Origin of the sequence: Pseudomonas pichavaramensis (genome assembly GCF_050473265.1) — a bacterium.
GTDB lineage: Bacteria > Pseudomonadota > Gammaproteobacteria > Pseudomonadales > Pseudomonadaceae > Aquipseudomonas.
Genome location: NZ_JBJKFJ010000004.1, coordinates 164,893 through 182,755, shown reverse-complemented (window position 1 = coordinate 182,755; position 17,863 = coordinate 164,893). Strand labels below are relative to the sequence as shown.

Annotated in this window: 18 protein-coding genes; 7 read left to right on the top strand and 11 right to left on the bottom strand. The window is 61.5% G+C overall.

Annotated elements, in window-relative coordinates; genetic code table 11:
• Window positions 1–52: 52 nt before the first annotated feature.
• Window positions 53–709 (bottom strand): thiopurine S-methyltransferase, encoded by a 657-nt coding sequence (locus ACJRW5_RS08525; RefSeq protein ID WP_484570090.1) that lies wholly within the window; start codon window positions 707–709, stop codon window positions 53–55.
• Window positions 710–814: 105 nt separating this feature from the next.
• Between ACJRW5_RS08525 and ACJRW5_RS08520 the strand changes: the two genes are divergently transcribed.
• Window positions 815–1,582 (top strand): dioxygenase family protein, encoded by a 768-nt coding sequence (locus ACJRW5_RS08520; RefSeq protein ID WP_484570265.1) that lies wholly within the window; start codon window positions 815–817, stop codon window positions 1,580–1,582.
• Between the two features lie 247 nt (window positions 1,583–1,829).
• Here ACJRW5_RS08520 and ACJRW5_RS08515 read toward each other — a convergent pair whose 3' ends face one another.
• Complete coding sequence (locus ACJRW5_RS08515; protein WP_484570089.1) at window positions 1,830–2,819, bottom strand: YhdH/YhfP family quinone oxidoreductase; 990 nt, start codon at window positions 2,817–2,819, stop codon at window positions 1,830–1,832.
• Between the two features lie 60 nt (window positions 2,820–2,879).
• Window positions 2,880–3,899: a protease SohB gene (sohB, locus tag ACJRW5_RS08510; RefSeq protein ID WP_484570088.1), complete on the bottom strand. Its 1,020-nt coding sequence runs from the start codon at window positions 3,897–3,899 to the stop codon at window positions 2,880–2,882.
• A 200-nt stretch (window positions 3,900–4,099) separates the two neighbouring features.
• Here sohB and ACJRW5_RS08505 point away from each other — a divergent pair, with 200 nt between their 5' ends.
• The 4 genes from ACJRW5_RS08505 (at window position 4,100) to ACJRW5_RS08490 (ending at window position 7,239) form a co-directional block, all read left to right on the top strand.
• On the top strand, window positions 4,100–4,798 hold the full coding sequence (locus ACJRW5_RS08505) for a histidine phosphatase family protein (RefSeq protein ID WP_484570087.1): 699 nt from the start codon (window positions 4,100–4,102) through the stop codon (window positions 4,796–4,798).
• 57 nt (window positions 4,799–4,855) lie between these two features.
• A complete protein-coding gene (locus ACJRW5_RS08500; RefSeq protein ID WP_484570086.1) occupies window positions 4,856–5,167 on the top strand; it encodes an SCP2 sterol-binding domain-containing protein in 312 nt (103 codons plus the stop codon).
• Between the two features lie 220 nt (window positions 5,168–5,387).
• A complete protein-coding gene (locus tag ACJRW5_RS08495) occupies window positions 5,388–6,455 on the top strand; it encodes a phosphotransferase family protein (RefSeq protein WP_484570085.1) in 1,068 nt (355 codons plus the stop codon).
• A 16-nt stretch (window positions 6,456–6,471) separates the two neighbouring features.
• Window positions 6,472–7,239, top strand: coding sequence for an SDR family oxidoreductase (locus ACJRW5_RS08490; protein WP_484570084.1), 768 nt, complete (start codon window positions 6,472–6,474; stop codon window positions 7,237–7,239).
• Window positions 7,240–7,369: 130 nt separating this feature from the next.
• Here ACJRW5_RS08490 and ACJRW5_RS08485 read toward each other — a convergent pair whose 3' ends face one another.
• Window positions 7,370–8,017, bottom strand: coding sequence for a hypothetical protein (locus ACJRW5_RS08485; protein WP_484570083.1), 648 nt, complete (start codon window positions 8,015–8,017; stop codon window positions 7,370–7,372).
• Between the two features lie 101 nt (window positions 8,018–8,118).
• Here ACJRW5_RS08485 and ACJRW5_RS08480 point away from each other — a divergent pair, with 101 nt between their 5' ends.
• Window positions 8,119–8,898: a TSUP family transporter gene (locus ACJRW5_RS08480; RefSeq protein ID WP_484570082.1), complete on the top strand. Its 780-nt coding sequence runs from the start codon at window positions 8,119–8,121 to the stop codon at window positions 8,896–8,898.
• Between the two features lie 62 nt (window positions 8,899–8,960).
• Here ACJRW5_RS08480 and nudC read toward each other — a convergent pair whose 3' ends face one another.
• The 7 genes from nudC to ACJRW5_RS08445 form a co-directional block, all read right to left on the bottom strand.
• Window positions 8,961–9,785, bottom strand: coding sequence for an NAD(+) diphosphatase (gene nudC / locus ACJRW5_RS08475; protein WP_484570081.1), 825 nt, complete (start codon window positions 9,783–9,785; stop codon window positions 8,961–8,963).
• Complete coding sequence (locus tag ACJRW5_RS08470) at window positions 9,785–11,464, bottom strand: FimL-related protein (RefSeq protein ID WP_484570080.1); 1,680 nt, start codon at window positions 11,462–11,464, stop codon at window positions 9,785–9,787. Before ACJRW5_RS08470 ends, nudC begins: the two co-directional genes overlap by 1 nt.
• A 49-nt stretch (window positions 11,465–11,513) precedes the next feature.
• Complete coding sequence (locus ACJRW5_RS08465) at window positions 11,514–12,326, bottom strand: crotonase/enoyl-CoA hydratase family protein (protein ID WP_484570079.1); 813 nt, start codon at window positions 12,324–12,326, stop codon at window positions 11,514–11,516.
• Window positions 12,327–12,524: 198 nt separating this feature from the next.
• Window positions 12,525–14,768 carry an Orn/Lys/Arg family decarboxylase gene (locus tag ACJRW5_RS08460; protein WP_484570078.1) on the bottom strand — a complete coding sequence of 748 codons (2,244 nt, stop codon included), beginning with the start codon at window positions 14,766–14,768 and terminating at the stop codon, window positions 12,525–12,527.
• Window positions 14,769–14,889: 121 nt separating this feature from the next.
• Window positions 14,890–15,648, bottom strand: coding sequence for a DNA polymerase III subunit epsilon (gene dnaQ / locus ACJRW5_RS08455; RefSeq protein ID WP_484570077.1), 759 nt, complete (start codon window positions 15,646–15,648; stop codon window positions 14,890–14,892).
• 68 nt (window positions 15,649–15,716) lie between these two features.
• Entirely contained in the window at window positions 15,717–16,169 is a 453-nt protein-coding gene (gene rnhA, locus ACJRW5_RS08450) for a ribonuclease HI (protein WP_484570076.1), read from the bottom strand.
• Window positions 16,170–16,208: 39 nt separating this feature from the next.
• The gene (locus ACJRW5_RS08445) at window positions 16,209–16,967 is read right to left on the bottom strand and encodes a class I SAM-dependent methyltransferase (RefSeq protein WP_484570075.1); all 759 of its coding nucleotides are present in this window, start codon (window positions 16,965–16,967) and stop codon (window positions 16,209–16,211) included.
• Between the two features lie 72 nt (window positions 16,968–17,039).
• On the opposite strand from ACJRW5_RS08445, the gene gloB reads away from it, so the two are divergent.
• Window positions 17,040–17,813 (top strand): hydroxyacylglutathione hydrolase, encoded by a 774-nt coding sequence (gene gloB, locus ACJRW5_RS08440; protein ID WP_484570074.1) that lies wholly within the window; start codon window positions 17,040–17,042, stop codon window positions 17,811–17,813.
• Window positions 17,814–17,863 lie beyond the last annotated feature (50 nt).

Genomic DNA, 17,863 nt, shown 5'->3' with positions numbered 1-17,863 from the left:
GCGGCAAAAGAAAAGGCGACCCCAGGGTCGCCTTTTTCATTGCTCGGCCGAATCAGCGGCGCGTCAGGTGAAACACCGCCTCATCCACCGCCTGGAGCTGGTTCTCGACGAAACGCGGATTACCACTCAGTACATCCTTGCGCTCGACCTCCTGCAGTGTCCAGCCCTCGGCAAAGAGGCGCTCGACCTCGGCATCTTCGACCGAGAATGGCGGACCATCCATGCGCAGCTGGTCGTAGACCAGGGTCACCAGCAATCCTTGGCAGGCTGCGGGCAGTATCGCCTGCAGGTGAGCCACGTAGCGCTCACGCATCTCGGGCGGCAAGGCAATCAACGCCGCCCGGTCATAGAAGGCCTGACAACCGGCAACGTCCTCGTCAGTCAGAGCGAAGAAGTCGCCGCAGAGAATCTGCAGATTGCCCGCGCCATAAACCTTGAATGCACCACGCTGCGACACCTGCGGCTGCACATCGCGCTCGGCGAAGAAATCCTGCACGGCGCGCTCGGCCAGCTCCACACCGATCACCCTATGGCCCTGCTCAGCCAACCAAGCCAGATCCAGGCTCTTGCCACACAGCGGCACCAGCACCGCCGAGGTTGCAGGCAGCTCCAGAGCAGACCAGTGACGGCGCAGGTAGCCGTTGACTTTCTCCTGATGAAAACCGATCTGACTGCGTGCCCAACGGTCCTGCCAGAATGCCTCGTGCATTGATAACCCTCCATGTAATCCGATAGGAATGCTCAATAATTTATGCTGGATATCGATATGTCCAGCAACGAAGATGGCAACATCCTACTTCAGGAGTCCAACTTCATGCTGCCCTCACTGTTCATTTCCCACGGTTCTCCCATGCTGGCTCTGGAGCCTGGCGCCAGCGGTCCGGCGCTGGCAAAACTGGCTGCGGAGCTGCCCAGGCCAAAGGCGCTGCTGGTGGTTTCCGCGCACTGGGAAAGCCAACGGTTACTGCTGACCGCAGGCGAACATCCCAGAACCTGGCATGACTTTGGTGGTTTTCCACCGGCACTCTACGAACTGCAGTATCCGGCACCCGGCGCCCCGGATCTGGCGAGAGAGATAGCGCAGAGCCTCAACGATGCGGGGTTGCCAGCCGAACTCGACGCACAGCGCCCATTCGATCATGGCGCCTGGGTGCCACTCTCGCTGATGTATCCCGATGCGGATATCCCGATGGTGCAACTGTCATTGCCCAGCCGTCTCGGGCCGCAACTGCAGACCCGTGTAGGCCGGGCACTTGCCGGACTGCGCGCACAAGGCATATTGCCCATCGGCTCCGGCAGCATCACCCACAACCTCGGGGAGCTCGACTGGCGCGCAGGCCCGGATGTGATCACGCCCTGGGCCAAGGACTTCCGTGACTGGATAGTGGAAAAGCTGCAGGCAGACGACGAGCAGACATTGCACCACTACCGCCAGTTGGCACCACAGGCCGCGCGCAACCACCCAAGCGACGAACACCTGCTGCCACTGTTCTTTGCCCGCGCCGCAGGCGGCGCCTTCGCCCTCGCGCACACCGGATTCACCTATGGCTCTCTGGGCATGGATATCTATCGATTTGGCTAGATAACCGGCTTCAGCGGCTGAAATGAAAAGGCCCGTCATCGACGGTAATGTTGTTCACATAAGAATTGGTCGGACACGATTAGTCCCCTCGCCCCTTTGGGGAGAGGGTTAGGGAGAGGGGAAACTGGCAGTTTTGCGGCATTTTCAGCCCTCTCCCCCAGCCCCTCTCCCATAAATGGGAGAGGGGAGCCAACGTCTGCAACCTTAAATGAACAGCATTACGTCATCGACGGGCCTTTTCACACGCTCAATCGAGACGTACCAGAATCCTGCCAACCATGCCCCCGGCCAGTATCCGCTCGATAGCCGCAGGCAAATCGGTCAGGCCAACCTCCTGGCACAGCCCGGAAAGGTCGAGCTTCCACTGCAGCGACAGCTTGTCCCACATGGAGGCCTTGACCACCAGCGGCAACTCGACCGAATCCACCCCCAGCAGATTGACCCCGCGCAGGATGAACGGCAGCACGCTGGCCTGAAACCCCACGCCGGCAGTCAGTCCGCAGCAGGCCACGCTGCCACTGTGGCGCAGCGACTTGACCACATTGAACAGAATGTCACCACCCACCGTATCCACCGCAGCGGCCCAACGCTCCTTGAGCATCGGCCGTTCACTACCTTGCTGCAATTCCTCGCGACTGACGATTTCGTCGGCACCAAGCCCGCGCAGGAAGTCAGCCTGTTCGGCCTTGCCCGTGGCAGCGGCGACGCGATAACCCAGTTGCTTGAGCAGTACTACGGCAATGCTGCCGACCCCACCAGTAGCCCCGGTAACCAGCACGATCCCTGACTCCGGGGTAACACCAGCCTGCTCCAGCTTGTCCACGCACAGCGCGGCAGTCAGACCGGCAGTGCCGAGAATCATGGCATCGCGCAGCGGCAGCCCCTGCGGACGCTTGATTGCCCAGGCCGCAGGCACGCGGATGTACTGGCCGAAACCGCCTGCGGTGTTCATACCCAGGTCGTAGCCGGTGACGATCACTTCGTCGCCCACAGCAAACTCGGCAACGCTGGAAGCCTCGACCACGCCAGCTGCATCGATACCCGGTGTATGCGGGTATGCCTTGGTCACGCCGCGGTTGCCACTGGCGGACAAGGCATCCTTGTAATTGAGCGAGGAGTAGCGCACGCGGATCAACAGCTCGCCCTGCGGCAACTGCTCGACATTGCGCTCGACCACTTCACGCAGGTAACCGCCGTCGGTGTTCTCACTGACCAGCAAGGCCTTGAACTCAGTCATCACCCTCTCCTCTTGTCACTGTTCGCGCTGCGCTCGACGCAGCCAGTCATGAACGAAGCGTTACCAGAAGCGCTGCTGGTTGAGCCGGCTCAACCAGGTCAGGACAAAGCGGTCCAGCGCCATGCTGGCGGCCAGTCCGACACGCTCCTGCAGACTCTTTTTCTGAGCGAAATGCAGGTGGAACAGTTCAGCTTCCGCAGCACACTCGGCCAGATACTGATCGCTGGTCTTGAGCTCATCCACCAGCAGCCGCTCCTGCGCTGCCATGCCCAGCCATACCTCGCCAGTGGCGATGGCGTCGATGTCCAACTGCGGGCGATAACGGGCGACGAAGCCCTTGAACAGCTCGTGCGTGCTCTCCAGATCCTCCTGGAATTTCTCCCGGCCCTTCTCGGTGTTCTCGCCGAATACGGTCAGGGTACGCTTGTATTCACCAGCGGTGAGCACTTCGAAGTCGATCTCGTGCTTCTTCAGCAGGCGATGCACGTTAGGCAGCTGCGCCACCACGCCGATGGAGCCGAGGATGGCGAATGGCGCGCTGAGAATCTTCTGACCGATGCAGGCCATCATGTAACCGCCGCTGGCCGCGACCTTGTCCACGCATACAGTCAACGGGATGCCGGCATCACGGATACGCACCAATTGCGAAGAGGCCAGGCCGTAGCTGTGCACCATCCCGCCACCGCTTTCCAGACGCAGCACCACTTCATCGTCGGCCTTGGCCATGGAGAGCAGCGCAGTGACTTCATGGCGCAGGTTCTCGGTAGCAGACGCCTTGATGTCGCCATCGAAGTCGAGCACGAACACCCGCGGCTTGGACGGCGGCGCTTTCTTCTCCTGCTTGGCCGCCTTGGCTTCGGCCTTGCGTGCAGTCTTGAGCTGATCCTTCGACAGAACGCTGTGCTCGAGGCGCTCGCGCAGATCCTTGTAAAAGTCGTTGAGCTTCTGCACTTGCAGCTGACCGCCGCTGCGCCGCCCCTTGCCACGTGACGCAGCAACTGCCACCAGCACCGCAACGATGGCGACCACCAAGGTCAGGGTTTTCGCCAGAAAGCTGGCGTACTCACTAAGAAACTCCACGAATCCCCCTTGGGTAATACAGCGGCGCCCGAGCGCACAAAGGCTCAAGCATACCGGCGCGACAGCTCGTCGGCCAAGCTGGATGACTGATCAGCGATGCCATACGAGCATTTCAAACAAGCGTATGTTTTTTAATTGACAGCCCCCAAGCTTCCTCATAACCTCGCGAAAACCTTCAACGTGCCGGGACCAATACGGACGTGGGCAGCATTTATCTGATTCGACATGGCCAAGCTTCATTCGGTGCAGACGACTACGACGTCCTGTCTCCCGTCGGCGTCCGCCAGGCCGAAGTGCTGGGCGAACACCTCGAGCAACTCGGTATCAGCTTTGACCGCTGCGTCAGCGGCAGCCTGCGCCGCCAGCAGCATACGGCAAACGCTGCCCTGCAACGCATGAGCAGCGCTCCCGTACTGGACATCGATGAAGCCTTCAACGAGTTCGATGCAGACGCCGTTATTCGCACCCTGCTCCCCGACTTGCTGCCAGAGGAACCCGAGGCGCTGCACATCCTGCGTAACGGCGCGCAGAACCGTGCCGAGTTCCAGCGCCTGTTCGCCAAACTGATCAAGCGCTGGGTATCCGGTGAACACGACAAGCCCGAGCTGCAGAGCTGGCAGGCCTATGTTCAGCAGGTAGCCGGCGGCCTGCAGCGCGTTCTCGCCCAGGCCCATAGCAAACAGAACATCGCCATTTTCACGTCCGGCGGCACCATCACCGCCCTGCTGCGCCTGATCACCGGCGTACCGGCAGAGAAAGCCTTCGAACTGAACTGGCAAATCGTCAACACCTCGCTCAGCCATCTGAAATTTCGTGGCAGCGAGGTAACTCTGGCTTCCTTCAACAGCCATGTGCATTTACAGCTGCTGAAGACGCCGGAGCTCATCACCTACCGATGAGCTCCAGCCCACTGCGGCCGCACGGCTGCGCGAAAAACCTGAAAAAAGGATAAGACCATGAGCGTTGCTGACATCGTCCAAACCATGCAATCCAAGTTCAACGCCAGCGCCGCTGCGGGCCTGGATCTGGTATTCCAGTTCAACATCGAAGATGGCGAGAACTATGCACTGATCGTCAAGGATGGCACCTGCGCCCTCGAGCAAGGTGACAACCCGGACGCCAACGTGACCCTGATCATGGACAGCGAAACCCTCAAGGGTATCGTCAGCGGCGAGACCGACGGCATGCAGGCTTTCATGGCCGGCAAGCTGCGCGCCGAAGGCGACATGATGCTGGCGATGAAGCTGGGCGAACTGTTCCCGGTCTGATCGGCGAGCTGAGCGCAAGACACGAAAACCGGAGTCCTGTACTCCGGTTTTTTTGTGCCTGCACGCTGACGAACCGCTCAGCTCGAAGATGACTGATCAGGCAGTTTGATCGTGGTGCAACACGCCCGCCTATAACGGCGCGTATTGCTTGTGGCAGCCAGGGTGCAGCATTAGATTAGCCAATTATCTAGGGAACCCATCATAAGTAGAAGGGATAAGTATGGCGCTCACTGACCAGTCCACCCGCATCCGCTCAGGCGAAGAACTCGATGCTAATGTTATCGATGCCTACCTAAAAGCCCACATTCCTGGCCTGAGCGGCGAAGCCAGGATCAGCCAGTTCCCTGGTGGCGCTTCCAACCTGACCTACCTGATCGAGTACCCGCAGCAGGAGTTCGTCCTGCGTCGCCCGCCTTTCGGTCACAAGGCCAAGTCGGCCCATGACATGGGCCGCGAGTACCGTATCCTCAACCAGCTCAACGCGGGCTTCCCCTACTGCCCCAAGGCCTACGTGCACTGCACCGACGAGTCGGTGATCGGCGCCGAGTTCTACGTGATGGAGCGGGTCAAGGGCATCATCCTGCGCTCGGACATGCCGGCCGAACTGAACTTCAGCCCGGAGCAGACCGGCGCGCTGTGCAAGAGCTTCATCGACAAACTGGTGGAGTTGCATAACGTCGATTACAGCGCCTGCGGCCTGGGCGACCTGGGCAAACCCGAGGGTTACGTCGAGCGCCAGATCAAGGGCTGGAGCGATCGCTACGAGAAAGCCCTGACCCCGGATGCCCCGACCTGGGAGCCGGTTAAGGCCTGGCTGAACGACAAGATGCCGGCTGACCATCACAAGCCAGGCATCGTGCACAACGACTACCGTTTCGACAATGTGATCCTTGATCCGAACAATCCGATGCAGATCATCGGCGTACTGGACTGGGAGATGACCACCATTGGTGACCCGCTGATGGACCTGGGCAACACCCTGGCCTACTGGATCGAAGCCGGTGACCCACCACCGGTACAACTGATGCGCCGCCAGCCGAGCAACGCACCAGGCATGCTGACCCGCCAGCAGTTCGTTGATTACTACGCCGAGCAGGCTGGCATCGAGATCAACAGCTTCGATTTCTACTACACCTACGGCCTGTTCCGCCTGGCCGGCATCGTGCAGCAGATCTACTACCGCTTCTACCACGGCCAGACCCAGGACAAGCGCTTCGCCCAGTTCATTCACATGAACAAGCTGCTGGAACAGATGTGCCTGCAGGTCATCGGCAAATCCACTCTCTAACCCCGGGGTAATTACAATGTCCAAGACCCAACTGTTCGACCTCGACGGCAAGATCGCCTTCGTTTCCGGCGCCAGCCGCGGCATCGGCGAGGCCATCGCCAAGCTTCTGGCTCAGCAAGGCGCTCATGTGATCGTCTCTAGCCGCAAGATCGAAGGCTGCCAGGCAGTGGCCGATGCCATCATTGCGGAAGGCGGCAAAGCCACCGCAATCGCCTGCCACATTGGTGAGATGGAGCAGATCGCCAACGTGTTCGCGCAGATCAAGGAACAGTTCGGCCGCCTCGACATTCTGGTCAACAACGCCGCAACCAATCCGCAGTTCTGCAACGTGCTGGACACCGACCTGGGCGCCTTCCAGAAGACCGTGGACGTGAATATCCGCGGTTACTACTTCATGTCCATCGAAGGCGGCAAGCTGATGAAGGAGAACGGCGGTGGCAGCATCATCAACGTCGCTTCGATCAATGGCGTATCCCCCGGCGAATTCCAGGGTATCTACTCGGTGACCAAGGCCGCCGTGATCAGCATGACCAAGGTGTTCGCCAAGGAATGCGCGCAGTTCGGCATTCGCTGCAATGCGCTGCTGCCAGGCCTGACCGACACCAAGTTCGCCTCCGCGCTGACCAAGAACGATGCCATCCTCAAGCACGCTCTGCAGCGTATCCCGCTCAAGCGCGTGGCTGACCCGAGCGAGATGGCCGGCACGGTGCTGTATCTGGCCAGTGACGCATCCAGCTACACCACCGGTGTGGCGCTGAACGTGGACGGTGGCTTCCTCTCCTGAGGCCCAGCTTCGCCCCCCTCTCCCGCTTGGGGGAGAGGGCTACGGCATGCGGCCACAACACTCTCTCCCGCCCTTCGGGCACCCTCTCCCATGAACGGGAGAGGGGCATCAGATGGCCGCTTCGCGGCCGCTACCAGTCCTTCAGCGCCGCCTCCGCAGCAGGATTCATCGGCTCCGCCAGCAGCCCCGTCGGCGTCAGTGTCACACTGAATACCGCATCCGCGGCGATGGGCAGATAGGTCACCCGCAGCGCCTGCGGGTCGAACAGCAGCAGGTCGCGTTGACTCAGGCGCAGCCAGCGCCAGAGATCCACACCATAAGGGCTCTCGGCCAGCTGAACTCGGCCATGTAGAGCCAGTGCCTGCTGTTCTATGGCAAGAAAGCGCCCGGACAGCCGCTCAAGACGATAGCCAGGCTCCATGCCGATCAGCTCGGCAAGTCCCTTCCAGCGAATCAGTCGACCATCGAGCTGCCACATGTCACCTTCCAGAATGACAGTTCGCTCACGCCCCCCTTCCAGCACGCTGACCTGATAACGCTGCGGGCCATCGGCCTTGAAACTCAGGGTCGCCAGAGGCTTGCCTGGCTGCAGCGGCTCGTAGCTATACAGATCGTAAGCCACCAGGCCAATCAGCCCAGCAAGGGCAAGAAATGCCAGGCCACAGGTACCACGCAACCAGCCGAGGAACCAGCCTGTATTGAGCAGGATGCGCAATGCCACCAGTAGCGCCAGCACGGCCAATAGCGCCACGGCCCAGGCCAACCCGTCGTATTGCATCGAGTGCGTTCCTTATCAGACGAAATCCCGGCATTATGCGCAGCTCTTCCTGCGACGAACAGCCGCCAGGCTGCGCACTTGCCCACAAGTCGACACTTTATATGCCCTTCGCTCTCGAACTCGCTATCGACCCCAGTACGTTGGCCATTCTGGCTCTGGTCGCATTCACGGCCGGTTTCATCGATGCAATCGCCGGCGGAGGGGGCTTGCTGACCATCCCGGCATTGCTTACCGCCGGCCTGCCACCTCATCTGGTACTGGGCACCAACAAGCTGTGCGCCACCTTCGGTTCAGGCACTGCTGCACTGACCTTCTACCGCCGCAAGCTGTTCGATCCCAAACAGTGGCGCAATGCCCTGCTGGCGACGCTGGTCGGCGCCCTGCTCGGCGCCATTATCGCCCACTGGATGCCCGCAGCCTGGCTCAACCAGATGCTGCCAGTCGTCGTGTTCGCCTGCGGCATCTACCTGCTGTTCGGGCGCATGCCTGAAGCGCCGGCCGAGCACGACCTGCCCATCGCCCGAGGACGGCAATGGCCACAAGGACTGGGGCTCGGCCTGTACGACGGCGTAGCCGGTCCGGGCACGGGAGCGTTCTGGACGGTCAGCAGCCTGTTGATGTACCCGCTGGACCTGGTACGCGCCAGTGGTGTGGCACGCACCATGAACTTCGTCAGCAACGCCGCAGCACTGGTGGTATTCATCGCCTTCGGCCAGGTGGCCTGGGTACTTGGCCTGAGCATGGGCGCAGCGCTGATGGTCGGTGCCTTCCTCGGCGCACGCACAGCCATCAAGGGCGGTTCGAAGTTCATACGCCCGGTATTCATTCTGGTGGTGCTGGCACTGACAGCGCGCCTGGTCTGGCAACACTGGTTTGGCTAATTCCGGTGGGCCATCCAGGCTTCAGCCGCGAAGGGGCTGAAGCCGCTACTGGATAAGGCGCTCTAGGTCGACAGCAGAGGATCGGACAGGCCCAGACGACGCGCCACGTAGAGATCGATCAGGTAACGCGCGATGGAGCGCGAGGCCGGCAGCGGCGGCAGATCGTCGACACGGAACCAGCGTGCGTCCTCGATTTCGTCCTCCTGCATGACGATCTCGCCGCCCGCATACTCGGCATGGAAGCCCAGCATCAGCGAGTGCGGGAACGGCCAGCCCTGGCTGCCGATGTATTGCAGGTTATGCACCTCGACACCGACCTCCTCACGCACTTCACGCGCAACACTGTGTTCAACCGACTCGCCCGGCTCGACGAAGCCGGCCAGGGTGCTGTAGATCCCAGTGACGAAACGCGGCGAACGCGCCAGCAGAACCTCGTCACCGCGCGTAACCAGAACGATCATGCTCGGCGAAATGCGCGGGTAGTGCTGCGACTCGCAGTTGTCGCAGCGCATCGCTCGCTCGCCAGGCAACTGGCGGGTCGCAGCCCCGCAGCTACCACAGAAACGGTGCTCGGCATACCAGGTGCCAATCTGCGCGGCGTAAGCCAGCATGCGGAAGGTTTCGGCTTCGCCCTGCAACATGAACTGACGCAGGCTCTGCCAGCTGCAGCCTTCCAGCGTGGTCGAGGGTTTGACCTGAACGAGGAACACCGCATCGTCGCCGAAATAACCGATCCCCTGCTCACCGACAATCGCCAGATCCTGACGCTTGATCCAGTCGCGCGGAAACAGCACACCGTTGCTGTCGGCGAGAAAGTGCTGCTGGTTGTACAGCAGCGCCCAACCACCCGACTGAGCGGGATCGAGGAAAGTGTTGCGCCAGACCATCAGGCCGCCACCGGCATGCCCAACGCCTTGACGCTTTCCTCAGCCAGATCGAGCACGCTGGGGCGTGTCTCGGGACGCATGACAGCTCCAGCCTCCAGGTAGTATTCGAGGCTGCTGAGGGCATCAGCCAGGGTTTCCAGCATCTGCTCGGAGGGCATCTGTCCAGACTCGATCATGCGCGTCTGGATGTAATCGGCGCAGGCACCAACCAGATTCGCAGCACGACGCTGCTCGAGGAACCACAAGCCACCACGTACGGCCTGCAGGCTGAACGGCACGTTGGCCAGGTGCATCTTGTCGCCGCCCGCCTCCAGGTAAGCAGTGATCGCTCGCTTGGCCAGGGCCAGGCCGGCTTGCGCCTCATCGACCACGACAATACGCGCCTCATTGAGTTGGTGATGGGCAAAGGAGTCGGCTTCGTTGCCAGGCTCAGCGGCAGCAGGTCGGACATCCCGGCCATCGCCGCGCTCGAGGCTGGCCACCATACCCTCGACGTAAAGCACCGCATCGGCGAGTTTGTGCAGCTGCTCGGGTTGCGGCGGAGTATCTGCGTTCCAGGCGGCAACCACCGGCAACTGGGCGCTGAGTGAGTTACCAGCAGAGTTCAGACCGACCATGCCCAGGGTTTTGGACAGTTTGCCCAGCAGCGCATGCAGAGTGCCCAACGTCTCACCCTGCAGGGTGCCGCGCTCGAGCAAGTCGAGCATGTCCTTGACGCTGGCCAGCTCCTCGCGGATCGCCGAAGACAGCGAGCGCATCACCGCCTTGCCAGGTCCTGACAGACGCTGATATTCCTCTTCAAGCAGGTGATCGGTGAACGGCAATGGGGTAAGACCGAATACCTCGCGCATGGCGCTGGCATTGGGGCCGTGGCTGTCGGCGAGTGCAACGAGGTACAGCAGCTCCTTGAGCAAACTGCGCGGGGCTTCGTACTGCGGATTGCTCAGCATCAGCTTGAGTTCGCGATCGACCCGAGAAAACAGCTGTTTACGCGACTTGCGCGGCAGCAGTTGACCGTCACACTGAGCCTCGATGGCGGCCGAACCGATCCAGCACATGCGGCCGCGAGGCTCATTGGCGAACAGGCTGTCCAGACGCGCCATGGCACGCACCATCAGCTTGAGGCTGGCCTGTGGATTCTGCTCACGAATGAAGCCCAGCAGACCGACCTGGTACATATGCCGCAGGCGCTTACCTTCACTCAGCTTGGCTGCACCGTCGAGTGGCTGCGTGGCGGTGTGCGGACGGGCGTGATCGAGGCGCACGCTGAAGAAGAAGCTTTCCGGCAAGGCCTGCTGGGCCCCGGCCTGACGCAGATCATTGATCGCCGGCAGCAACAACTCGGGCATTTCCTGGCGATGGGCGTCGACGTTCTCCAGGTAGCGGCGCAGCACATGCAAGGCATTGCTCAGCGCTGCCAGCTGCGTATCACGCTCTTCACCCGCACCGACCGGAATATCGGTGGCCTGGTCCAGCACTTCCTGAGCCAGCAACTCGGCGCCGGCCAACTCGATCAAGTTGAGCGTGCCGCGCACCTGCTGCAGGCTTTCCACCGCCTGTTGCAGCAGGCTGCCGTTGTGGCGCTCGGCAATGAAATGCTCCAGGCTCTGCTCGGCCTCTTCCATGGTGACGAACAGCTCGTCGCGCACCAGACTCAGGGACGTGGCTCCACTTACCATGCTCTATGCACCTCGCGGTTCGCTCGCATCAAACGACAGTGGAACGGCATCAGTCGGCGAACTCCGGCTTCTGCTTGCTCATGTGCGCGGTCATCGCCAGACGCAGGTCTTCCGACTGCAGCATGGCCGCGTTCCAGGTAGCGATATATTCGAGCCCATCGTCGACCCGGTGATCGCGCATGTAGCGAATCATTTCCTTGGTTCCTCGTACCGCAACCGGCGACTTGCCGGCGATCTCCGCGGCAATGCCCATAACGCCTTCCAGCAGTGCCTCCTGACTTGCGTAGGTGCGATTGACCAGCCCGATACGCGCAGCCTCGGCGCCATCGATGCTGCGCCCAGTGAAGGCCAGCTCGCGCATCATGCCATCACCGATGATGCGTGGCAGACGCTGCAAGGTGCCGACATCGGCCGCCATGCCCATGTCGATCTCCTTGATCGAGAACTGCGCATCGGCCGTCGAATAGCGCATGTCGCAGGCGCTGATCAGGTCGATTGCACCGCCGATGCAGTAGCCCTGAATGGCCGCCAGCACCGGTTTGCGGCAGTTGTCGACGGTATTGAAGGAGGCCTGCAGCTCGAGAATCTTGCGGCGCAGGGCATCGGCGTTACGCCCGACATCCTTGCCCAACTGGGCACCGACCGAGGCCAGCAGCATCAGGTCGATACCCGAGGAGAAATGTTTGCCCGCACCCGAGAGCACCACGACTCGCACCGCATCTGTGGCATCGACCCAGTTGAAGATCTCGATGATCTCTCGCCAGAAATCGGCGTTCATCGCGTTGACCTTGTCCGGACGATTGATCTGCACGTGGGCGATCTTGTCCACCAGGTCGACGCGGAAGGCTTTGTAGTCGGACATGGCAGGCATCCTCAGCCGCGGCTCGGCACAATAATTATTTTGTGATTAATAACCGAGCAACTATAACAAGCACGCCATAAAAGTCGATGCTTGCCAGTGTGACGCAGGGCACGCCCCGGATGTTAACGAACGCTTTGAATATCTGTGGTAAGGGTTTGATCTGCCGAGATTCCTGCTCCTCGGCAGATACCCCCTCGATCATTCCACCAGGCAATCCACGCAGTACTGCCCCGCTTCGCTTTGCAACCCGTGCACATCGATATCGAAGCCTGGAAATGCCTGGTCGAACGTCCGCGCGAAAGCCAGATAGTCGAGAATCGAGCGAGTCGCCGCAGTGAAGCGTTCGCCAGGCATGATCAATGGAATGCCTGGCGGATAAGGCACCAGCATCACCGCCGCAATACGCCCCTGCAACTGATCGATGGGCACCGCCTCGACCTCGCCGCGCACCAGCTTGTCATAGGCGTCGGCCGGCTTGATCGCCACCTCCGGCAGCGCCGTGTACATGCTCTTCAATGCCTTGGCCGTGGCGTTGTCGCGGTAGCAGCCATGCAGCGCATCGCACAGATCGCGCAAACCCATGCCCTGGTAGCGCCCGCCGCCGGCATGGGCGATGGAAGGCAGCGCATCGATCAACGGCAGATTGGCGTCGAAACTGCGCTTGAACTCCAGCAGTTCGGTCAACAGCGTGCTCCATTTTCCCTTGGTGATACCCATGGAGAACAACACCAGGAAGGAGTAAAGGCCGGTCTTTTCCACCACCAACCCCCGCTCCCAAAGGAACTTGCTGACCACAGCGGCGGGAATGCCCTGCTGCTCCAGCTTGCCTGCGGCATTCAAGCCGGGCATGACCAGCGTAACCTTGATCGGGTCGAGCAACACGTAATCGTCGGCCAGGTCGCCGAACCCGTGCCAATCGGCACCTGGCTGTAGCACCCAATCGGCCGTGGCCAATTCATCGGTGCCATCGACCGCTCCGGGCTGCCAGATACTGAACCACCAATCGTCTTCGCTGAGGTTGCGGCGCACGTTGGCCAGCGCACGACGGAAACTCAGCGCTTCGTCGAAGGTTTCCTGGATCAGCGAGCGACCCGCTGGCCCCTCCATCATCGCCGAGGCCACATCCAGCGAGGCGATGATGCCGTACTGCGGCGACGTCGAGATGTGCATCATGAAGGCCTCGTTGAAGCGATCACGATCGAGCTGCCGCTGCCCGCCATCCTGTACATGGATCATCGACGCCTGGCTGAAGGCCGCGAGCAGCTTGTGCGTCGAATGCGTGGTGAAGACCAGCGGCGAGCGCTCGCCGCACTGAGTACCCATGCCAAAGCGACCGGCGTAGAAGTCGTGGAAGGCAGCATAGGCGTACCAGGCTTCATCGAAGTGCAGCACCTCGACCGAATCGCCCAGTGCCTGCTTGACCATCTCCGCGTTGTAGCACAGGCCGTCATAGGTGGAGTTGGTCACCACCGCCAGCTTGACCTTCGGCGCCCGCCCGCGCGCCAGCGGGCTGGCGTCGATCTTGGCCTGGATCGACTCGCGACTGAACTCGCTCAGTGGAATCGGCCCGATGATGCCCAGCTCGTTGCGCTCGGGGCAGAGGTACAGGGGGATCGCCCCGGTCATGATGATCGAATGCAGGATCGACTTGTGGCAGTTGCGGTCGACCAGTACCAGATCATCGCGACCGACCATCGAGTGCCAGACGATCTTGTTCGCTGTCGAGGTGCCATTGATGACGAAGAAGGTGTGATCGGCGCCGAAGTTGCGCGCGGCCCGCGCTTCGGCCTCGGCCAGTGGCCCGGTGTGGTCGAGCAGCGAGCCCAGCTCCGGCACCGATACCGATAGGTCCGAACGTAGCGTGTTTTCCCCGAAGAACTGGTGAAAGGCCTGACCGACCGGGCTTTTGCGATACGCCACGCCGCCGCCATGACCCGGCGTGTGCCAGGAATAGTTGGACTGCGCGGTGTGCTGCACCAACGCCTTGAAGAATGGCGGCAGCAGACCTTCCAGGTAGTTATGCGCGGCACGCGCCACCTGCCGTGCCAGGAAGGACACGGTGTCTTCGTAGAGATAGAGGATACCGCGCAGGTGGTTGAGGTCAGCCATGGCTTCGGCTGGCGCGTTTTCGATGGTGACCTGCTCGCCCAGCGCGAAGATCGGCAGTTGCGGGGCCCTCACCCGCGCCACGCGGATCAGCTCGACCATATCCTGCAGCAGACGGCTGTTCTCGCCCGCGCCCTCGGCGGCCACCAGAATACAGGCCAGACCATGGTGGGTGGAGGCAACGATGCGGCCTTCGGCCGCGCTGGCCGTGGGCAGGATGCTGAAGCCGTCCTGGGTGAGTTCCTGAGCGATAGCGCGCACCCGGTCGCCGGCCACGGTGTCGGCCTTAATGTCGCGGTGCACGATTAGGACGGGGAATTTGAGATCTTTATACATTGTGACGTCCTGAAGACTGGCAGACCCGGCCTGCCTATCGCCTCAGGTTAGAGGGTCCCCCTGAGCGGCGGAACCCCCTGAGCATCACACTATAAGAAAAGGTCGCAATTGCGCTGCTCGGTTATTCCGGGGCTTTTTCCAGCTGAGCCCACAATGCCGGACCACCTGCAGATTTTTCGATGGCTGCCAGGCGCGCCATGTGTGCTGCAAGCTCGTCTTCGCTGGCGTGAATGACGCGGGTGCGTGGACGAGCGGGATCCAGACGACGAATCGGAGTGGCCTGCTGGCGCCCGCTGCCATCGCCATCGGCGCCTTCACCGGCCAGAGACAGGTTGGTCTGCCCACCGGTCATCGCCAGGTAGACGTCGGCCAGAATCTCCGAGTCGAGCAAGGCGCCGTGCAGTTCGCGGTTGGAGTTGTCGACGCCGTATCGCTTGCACAGTGCATCCAGGCTATTACGCTGCCCCGGATGGCGTTCACGCGCCATCATCAGGGTGTCGAGCACCGAGCAGTAGTCACTGACATCGGCGCGCTCGCTCTGCCCCAACAAGGCGAATTCGTTGTTGATGAAGCCAACGTCGAACGCCGCGTTGTGGATGATCAGTTGGGCGCCTTTGATGAACTCGTAGAACTCATCGGCCACTTCCCTGAACCGTGGTTTGTCGGCCACGTACTCATTGGTGATGCCGTGGACCGCGATGGCGCCTTCGTCGATTTCGCGGTCCGGATTGAGGTAGACATGGAAGTGACGCCCGGTCAGGCGCCGTCCCAGCAGCTCGACACAACCGATCTCGATGATCCGGTGCCCATCCGTGACCGGCATGCCCGTGGTTTCGGTATCCAGCACCACATAGCGCTTGAGGGTGTTATCGATCGTCACGCCTTGTCTCTCTCATCATTCAGGTTGCCGCAAAGCGCAGCATCTTACCCCAGGTTGCAGTGCATCACTCAGCGCGCAGAGCGCACCTCGTCGACACCGCGGTTGGCCAACTGATCGGCACGTTCGTTGCCCGGGTGGCCAGTATGCCCGCGCACCCACTGCCAACTGACCTGGTGCCGATTGACCTCTTCGTCCAGCTTTTGCCAGAGGTCGGCATTCTTCACCGGCTCTTTCGAGGCCGTTTTCCAGCCGCGCTTCTTCCAGTTGGGCATCCACTCCTGGATGCCTTTCATCACGTACTGCGAGTCGGTCACCAGCTTGACCGAACAGGGCCGGGTCAGGGCAATCAGGCCAGCGATGGCAGCCATCAACTCCATGCGGTTATTGGTGGTGCTGGGGTCGCCTCCCCACAGCTCCTTCTCCGCCCCCTTGTAGACCAGTAGCGCGCCCCAGCCGCCAGGGCCAGGATTGCCCTTGCAGGCGCCATCGGTGTAGATCACCACTTCATCGGTTTCAGACATTCACGAACTCTGTAGGGTTTTGACCATGCGGACGGCTGCTCAGCTGTCCAGGTCGCGCCGACTGATCTTCGCGACCGGCATCGGCAGCAGCTTGCCCATTGGTTCTCGGCGCGCCTGGCGCAACGGACGCAAGCCGACCACCAGCTTGCGCGCGACCAGCAGATAGAAGCCTGCGCCCGGAAGCTGCCAGGCATCGCCCCAGCGCTCCATTCGCCGCAATCGAATCTGCCAGGCCAGCGAAGCGAGCGGCGGACGATAGCATCCGAACCGGCGTTTCTCCAACGCAAAGCCCAGCAGCGTCAGCCAATCGCCCACCCGACGCGGATCGATACAACGCGCCTTGGCCAGACCATCTCGCGCGAACAGGCGACGAGCGCCCCATGCACTCCACGGATGAATACCCAGGATCAGCAAGTGCCCGCCGGGCCTGACACTACGCGCGGCCTCGCGCAGCAAGCCATGAGGCGACAGGCTGAAATCCAGGCCATGCTGCAACAGCACTACATCGGCGGCGTGCTCGCCGAGCGGCCAGGACTGTTCTTCGCAGACGATCTGCACACCGGGCAACGGCGCACCCAGGCGCACATTGTGCTGGATCTGCCCGGCCTCGGGCGTGCGCTCGGCACCAGGGCCGTAGCTCACCAGGTAGCCGCCGAAAAAACGTGCGAGCTCATCCTCCAGCAAACGTCGCTCCTCCTCCAGCAACAACTGCCCAACCGGCCCTGAAAGCCAGTCGCGTGCCTCGCTGATGAGCTTGAGCCACTCAGGGTCTGCCTGAGCGAATGCCTGATCGGTCATCGCTGCCTCCGCATGACAGGTTCTGCATCCAGTGTCTAAGATGCACCTTTATACCCAGCTTAGCGACCTACAATGATTCAGATCGACGCATTGCCCGCCTTCAACGACAACTATCTCTGGCTGCTGCAGGAGCCAAGCAGCAAGCGCTGCGCGGTGGTCGACCCGGGCGATGCGGCGTCCGTGCTGGCCTGGCTCGAAGCGCACCCTGGCTGGCAGCTCTGCGATATCCTCATCACTCACCATCATTTCGACCATGTCGGCGGCGTCGAGACGCTTAAAAAAGCCACCGGCGCCCGGGTCGCCGGCCCGGCAGCGGAAAAGATTCCAGCGCGCGAGCTGGATCTGGGCGACAACGACGAAATCGAAGTCCTTGGCCTGCGTTTTCAGGTCATGGCAGTCCCCGGACACACCCTTGGTCATATCGCCTACTACAACGCCGATCAGCATCTGCTGTTCTGCGGTGACACCCTGTTTGCCGGTGGCTGCGGCCGCCTGTTCGAGGGCACGCCGCAACAGATGCATGACTCGCTCAGTCGCCTGGCCGCCCTCCCCGCAGCGACGCAGGTCTACTGCACCCACGAATACACCCTGAGCAACCTGCGTTTTGCCCACGCCGTAGAGCCGAACAACCCGCGCCTCAACGAGCGCCTGGACGAAGTGACTCGCTGGCGCGACGCAGACCGCATCAGCCTGCCTTCCAGCATCGAGCTGGAGCTTGCCACCAATCCTTTCCTGCGCACCGGCGAGCCAGCAATCATCGCTGCGACCACAGATCGCGAAGGCCGTCAGCTCGGCGAGCCCAGCGCGGTGTTCGCCAGCCTGCGTGCCTGGAAAGATAAATTCTGAACATCCAACGGCCTCACCAACGCCTTGCAGCAGCATTTTTCTGGCGTCAT

Bases quoted from the DNA above. Each gene is read 5' to 3' on its own strand.
- ACJRW5_RS08525 (WP_484570090.1), bottom strand. From the start codon at position 709: ATGCACGAGGCATTCTGGCAGGACCGTTGGGCACGCAGTCAGATCGGT.
- ACJRW5_RS08520 (WP_484570265.1), top strand. From the start codon at position 815: ATGCTGCCCTCACTGTTCATTTCCCACGGTTCTCCCATGCTGGCTCTG.
- ACJRW5_RS08515 (WP_484570089.1), bottom strand. From the start codon at position 2,819: ATGACTGAGTTCAAGGCCTTGCTGGTCAGTGAGAACACCGACGGCGGT.
- ACJRW5_RS08500 (WP_484570086.1), top strand. From the start codon at position 4,856: ATGAGCGTTGCTGACATCGTCCAAACCATGCAATCCAAGTTCAACGCC.
- ACJRW5_RS08495 (WP_484570085.1), top strand. From the start codon at position 5,388: ATGGCGCTCACTGACCAGTCCACCCGCATCCGCTCAGGCGAAGAACTC.
- ACJRW5_RS08490 (WP_484570084.1), top strand. From the start codon at position 6,472: ATGTCCAAGACCCAACTGTTCGACCTCGACGGCAAGATCGCCTTCGTT.
- ACJRW5_RS08485 (WP_484570083.1), bottom strand. From the start codon at position 8,017: ATGCAATACGACGGGTTGGCCTGGGCCGTGGCGCTATTGGCCGTGCTG.
- ACJRW5_RS08480 (WP_484570082.1), top strand. From the start codon at position 8,119: ATGCCCTTCGCTCTCGAACTCGCTATCGACCCCAGTACGTTGGCCATT.
- nudC (WP_484570081.1), bottom strand. From the start codon at position 9,785: ATGGTCTGGCGCAACACTTTCCTCGATCCCGCTCAGTCGGGTGGTTGG.
- ACJRW5_RS08470 (WP_484570080.1), bottom strand. From the start codon at position 11,464: ATGGTAAGTGGAGCCACGTCCCTGAGTCTGGTGCGCGACGAGCTGTTC.
- ACJRW5_RS08465 (WP_484570079.1), bottom strand. From the start codon at position 12,326: ATGTCCGACTACAAAGCCTTCCGCGTCGACCTGGTGGACAAGATCGCC.
- ACJRW5_RS08460 (WP_484570078.1), bottom strand. From the start codon at position 14,768: ATGTATAAAGATCTCAAATTCCCCGTCCTAATCGTGCACCGCGACATT.
- rnhA (WP_484570076.1), bottom strand. From the start codon at position 16,169: ATGTCTGAAACCGATGAAGTGGTGATCTACACCGATGGCGCCTGCAAG.
- ACJRW5_RS08445 (WP_484570075.1), bottom strand. From the start codon at position 16,967: ATGACCGATCAGGCATTCGCTCAGGCAGACCCTGAGTGGCTCAAGCTC.
- gloB (WP_484570074.1), top strand. From the start codon at position 17,040: ATGATTCAGATCGACGCATTGCCCGCCTTCAACGACAACTATCTCTGG.